Below are 4,635 nucleotides of genomic sequence, written 5' to 3'. Positions count from 1 at the left end.
AAGATTGAGGACTTCTTTTGGTGCGTATAAGAGAGGTTGATGAATAAAAAAGGTTATAAAGATTAAAAAAATCTTAATCACATTTTAAGAGAAAATGAAGATGGATAAATCAAAAATTGATGAATTAAGAAAAGGACCAGTTAAATCTATGGAAATCTGGAAAGGAATGACAGTAAACGAATTAGTACTCCAGATGAAAGATTCAGGTTCTTTTTCTTCTGGTACACTCGCAAAAGCTGTAGATATATACGAACAAATGATCAAAGATAATGCTTACATCTTTCTTACTTTATCGGGAGCTCTTGTCCCAGCGGGTATTAAAAAAGTAATTATTAAATCGATTGAGAAGGGGTGGGTCAATGCAATCGTTAGTACTGGTGCCAATCTAGTTCATGATGTTTTGGAGGTATTTGGTGGTAAACATTATAAAGGCTCACCTTACTTAAGAGACGATATCCTTAGTAAGACTGGCATAAACAGAATATACGATGTTTTTGTTACAGATGAGGACTTTGATGAAAAATTCGATAAGCCTATTAGAAGTATATATCATGACATAAGTACTAGTAGAAGAGGTGAAACTCTTTCGATAAATGAATTCATTATGGAGATCGCCAAACGCCTCCCAAATGAAAGTTCAATTTTAAAATCTGCATATAATCATGGTGTAAAGGTCTTCGCACCCGCTATTCAAGATTCGGAATATGGAATCGAAGCTGTAAGATATAATAGAAATAACAATGAAAAACTGCGTGTAGATGCTTTCAAAGATCTTGAAGATATTTGGTCAATAAGAGAAAAAAACGAAAAAACAGGCGCTATAATTTTAGGTGGAGGTGTACCAAAAAATTACATTTTTCAATCCTCTATTTTTGCTCAAAAGAAACTAGATTACAACATGATAGACTATGTTATACAAATAACTCTAGATCGACCAGAGACTGGTGGTCTTTCTGGGGCAACTTTAGACGAAGCCATATCTTGGGGCAAGATAAAGGAAGTAGCAAGAAAGGTTGTAGTGGTAAGTGAAATTACACTAGCATTTCCGATTATTGTAACTGCGCTTCTAGAAAGGTTCAATTAAATGAGTTATAGGGATCTTTTTCTTGTATCTGAGCCTTTAATCACTTATACAGAAGAGGGTTTAGAAACAGTCGCAAAGATTTTTGGTGTTCCTTTCGATGTAACTACGACATTTAGGCCTGGTACAAGGTTTGGTCCTAACGCTATACGCCAAGCTTATATGAATATTGAGATATATTTACCTCAGCTCAATGTGGATTTAGAAAGAATAAACATAGAGGATCTTGGCAACTTAAAATCAACGAACAATGTTGATGAGATGATCTATTCAACAGGAAAAGTAGTAACTGAAATAATAAGTGAGAATGTGACTTGTGGAATTTTAGGTGGGGAACATTCCTTAACCTTGGGTGCCTATCTTTCTGCGCCTAAGGATGCGGCGCTCATTATATTCGATGCTCACTTAGATATGAGAGATGAATTTTCAGGCTTAAAGCTGAGTCACGCAACCTTTCTCAGGAGATTGACTGAAAAAATAGGGGCCGATAATATAATACATGTAGGTTCTAGAGCTGCTAGTAATGAGGAGTGGTTGTTTGCAAACAAGATAGGGCTATCCTTAATATCTGCACAAATAATACATAAAATTAATAATGCTGAAAATCTTCTTACAGATTTTCTTAAAGATTTTAAAAATGTTTATGTGAGTATCGACCTCGATGTACTCGATCCCGGATTCGCTCCAGCTGTAAGTAATCCTGAACCTAATGGAATATCTACTCATAAGCTTCTTGAGTTTCTTTACTCTTTAAAAGGTAAAAATATCGTGGGTTTTGATATTGTTGAGCTCACACCCTTATACGATCAAGGCATTACAGCAGTCGTAGCCGCCAGGCTTATGAGTGAACTTATTGGTCTATCATATATAGCTCAACGAGATCAATTATTCTAGACAAAACTCGGTCTTTTTGAAACGAGCATATTAAAATAAAGTGGGCGAAATGGCCAACCTTTTGTTTCCTCTTTAATTGTCTTTAAAAGCTCTTCTTCTCCAATCTCTATTTTCTTTCTCAAAGATCTCGCTCTAATGGACAATTTCCCTCCTTCAACCTCTTTCTTGCCTACAACCGCTACATATGGTATCCATTCTACTTCAGCGTTAGCTACTCTTTTTGCCACACTTTCACTTCTATCATCAATATCGGCACGAATGTTATTTTTATTGAAACTCTCCGCCAATTTTATGCAGAATTGCAAAGATTCACTATCTACATTAATGATCCTCATTTGCACAGGGCAGATCCATGTAGGTAGGGAGGGTGTTTGTAGACTAGAAGCTTTCTCTAAAAGGTCTGCCATAAACCGTTCTAACGATCCTATTACGGCTGTATGGATGATCACAGGCTTTCTTTCTTTGCCTTCTTTATTCACATAGGATATTTTGAACCGCTCAGCGTTTCCAACATCTATCTGGGCAGTAGAGCTCTCTATGATACGTCCTTGTTGGCTGACGAAGTTATATTCGATGTTAATAATCCAATAGTACATGCCTGATTTTACAATATAAAGTAGGACTTGATTTCCTTCCATTTTCACTAAAGATCTAATATAGTTTAATCCTTTAGGATCGTTAATAAAGTTCTCACTGACATTGTAAAGACTCGTGTAATTCCAGCCGAATTTATGTCCTTCTTCCAAACATCTTTTACATATTTTTTCGAATTCGATCTTTGCTTCTTTAATATTACTGCATAATATGTGCATATCTGGCATATGAAATTTTCTTAACCTTGTAAGCCCTAACAATTCTCCTCTTTGTTCAAGCCTGTAACTGTCAGCCAACTCAAATATTTTCAGAGGTAGATCACGGTATGATAAAGTTGAGTCAGAAAGTAAAGAGAATTGCCCAAAACATGCTGCGTATCTTAAAGTAAAGGTTCTTTTGCCACTTTTTACCTTATACATCCTTTGACCGAAGAGCTTAGCATGTTCATTAATGGATTTAAAATTTAAATCGTAAAAAATTGGAGTCTTGATAGGATTGGCCCCTAATTCTAGAGCGATTTGTAATGCCCTATCAACAAGAAGGTCGAAGATAAGAGTTCCCTTAGGCTTCAGTCTGAGATGACCAGGGTCAGAAAGTTCTTCGTATGCAGCTATTTTTAGCTTCTTCATTAGTTCTATATGTGGAGCTCTTTTAGCTGTACTCTTCTTATAAACTTCATAATCTACTAAGGCTTGAAGATTTTGATTTTTAATATTCGCCTCTTCTATCGTTTGCACTTTTCCATCAATGTCTATTAAATAATACTCACCTGGTTGGAAAACCTGCAATTCTATGCGACCTATCCAAACTCCAACAAATACGGGTATATAGAATTGACTGATGTAATCATTTTTAACAATACCTTAGTCTATCAAATTGCCTAGACTTTTTTGTAATTCTTCTTAACTCAATGAAAATATTTAATACCATTGTATATAAAGGATGTCACTTCAAATCATACTTTAACTATAACCATATTTATAGCTTCCAGTCATGCTCTCCTTTGGCTATAACATCTTTGAGCTCAGAGATGTAGGGATAGAAGTTATAATATTGGACAAAAAATCTCAGGATGTCTCATGAAGAACGTATTTGATGCATGTTATGAGGAATTTTCGGATATACTTGACACAAAGAACGTCTCTTCTTTTACCGAGGACCTTATGAAGTTCATAATGAAATACAACGTCTAAAGTGATGAAAATGCCAAAGCTATCCATCGGTGATAAAGAAATCGATTATCGAGTTAAAAGAGGGAGGGGTAGAAAGTACGTATATCTCAGATTTACTAAAAACTTTGAGCTAGAGATCATATTACCCAAGGACTCAAATGTAAAACCAGAAGAGATCATAAGGAAAAAAAGACCATGGATAGAGAGGAAGTATCAAGAATTATCGGAAAGGAAACAGATATTTGATGTTGGCGGTAATAAAGTCCTCTACAAAGGGAAATACCACGATCTAGAAGTTATAACTTCAGAAAAGGCGACAATAAAAATGGACAAAGAAAAGATTATTCTTTCTACACCTGATGATATGGATCATAAGACTCTGCTGAAGAATTGGATGAAAAGAAAAACCAAGAGCTATCTGAAGAGAAAGATACCAACCTATGCCGATAAGTTTGGAATAGAGATAAACGACTTTAAAGTCAGGAACATGAAGAAATGGGGGACCTGCAACAGGAAGGGTGAACTAACTTTCAGCTCACAACTCATAGCGCTTCCAGAAGAGTTAGTTGAATATATAATCCTGCATGAGATTTCTCACTTATCAGAATTTAATCATTCCAAGAATTTCCGGTGCAAGTTGGCGTCATTATGTCCAGACTATATAGAAAGAGAAATGATGTTAAAGAATATTGTACCAATTAGTTGATAACATATGATTCAAATTAAACAAAAAATTGTTAATATAGTTGTTACAACAGATCCTTGAGTTTTCAAAAAAAGTTAAGGATCTGCGCTTTAATATCATTATCGTAATTATTTGATTTTCTCTTTGCATGAGTTGATTAGATGCAACGGCTTAAAGATAGGAGGCTCAAATGACTTTGGAGATTAACA

General features: G+C 35.2%; 4 protein-coding genes. 3 read left to right on the top strand and 1 reads right to left on the bottom strand.

Annotated elements, in window-relative coordinates; all coding sequences use genetic code 11:
* Nucleotides 1-94 precede the first annotated feature (94 nt).
* On the top strand, nt 95-1,084 hold the full coding sequence (locus L6N96_06945) for a deoxyhypusine synthase family protein (protein ID MCP8323894.1): 990 nt from the start codon (nt 95-97) through the stop codon (nt 1,082-1,084).
* Nucleotides 1,085-1,975, top strand: a complete 891-nt coding sequence (gene speB, locus L6N96_06940; GenBank protein ID MCP8323893.1) for an agmatinase — start codon at nt 1,085-1,087, stop codon at nt 1,973-1,975.
* Here the strand turns inward: speB and L6N96_06935 are convergent.
* On the bottom strand, nt 1,972-3,357 hold the full coding sequence (locus L6N96_06935; protein MCP8323892.1) for a threonine--tRNA ligase: 1,386 nt from the start codon (nt 3,355-3,357) through the stop codon (nt 1,972-1,974). The two genes, speB and L6N96_06935, sit on opposite strands and share 4 nt — an antisense overlap.
* Nucleotides 3,358-3,772: 415 nt before the next feature.
* Here L6N96_06935 and L6N96_06930 point away from each other — a divergent pair, with 415 nt between their 5' ends.
* Nucleotides 3,773-4,447, top strand: coding sequence for a M48 family metallopeptidase (locus L6N96_06930; GenBank protein ID MCP8323891.1), 675 nt, complete (start codon nt 3,773-3,775; stop codon nt 4,445-4,447).
* Nucleotides 4,448-4,635 lie beyond the last annotated feature (188 nt).

It is taken from the genome of Candidatus Methylarchaceae archaeon HK02M2 (assembly GCA_024256165.1).
GTDB lineage: Archaea > Thermoproteota > Nitrososphaeria > Nitrososphaerales > JACAEJ01 > HK02M2.
Note: the sequence above shows the minus strand (reverse complement) of the source record. Positions and strands in the feature narration are given on the sequence as shown.

What these genes read in the sequence shown, in the direction of transcription:
- L6N96_06930 (MCP8323891.1), top strand. Translation starts at nt 3,773, where the DNA reads ATGCCAAAGCTATCCATCGGTGATAAAGAAATCGATTATCGAGTTAAA.
- speB (MCP8323893.1), top strand. Translation starts at nt 1,085, where the DNA reads ATGAGTTATAGGGATCTTTTTCTTGTATCTGAGCCTTTAATCACTTAT.
- L6N96_06945 (MCP8323894.1), top strand. Translation starts at nt 95, where the DNA reads ATGAAGATGGATAAATCAAAAATTGATGAATTAAGAAAAGGACCAGTT.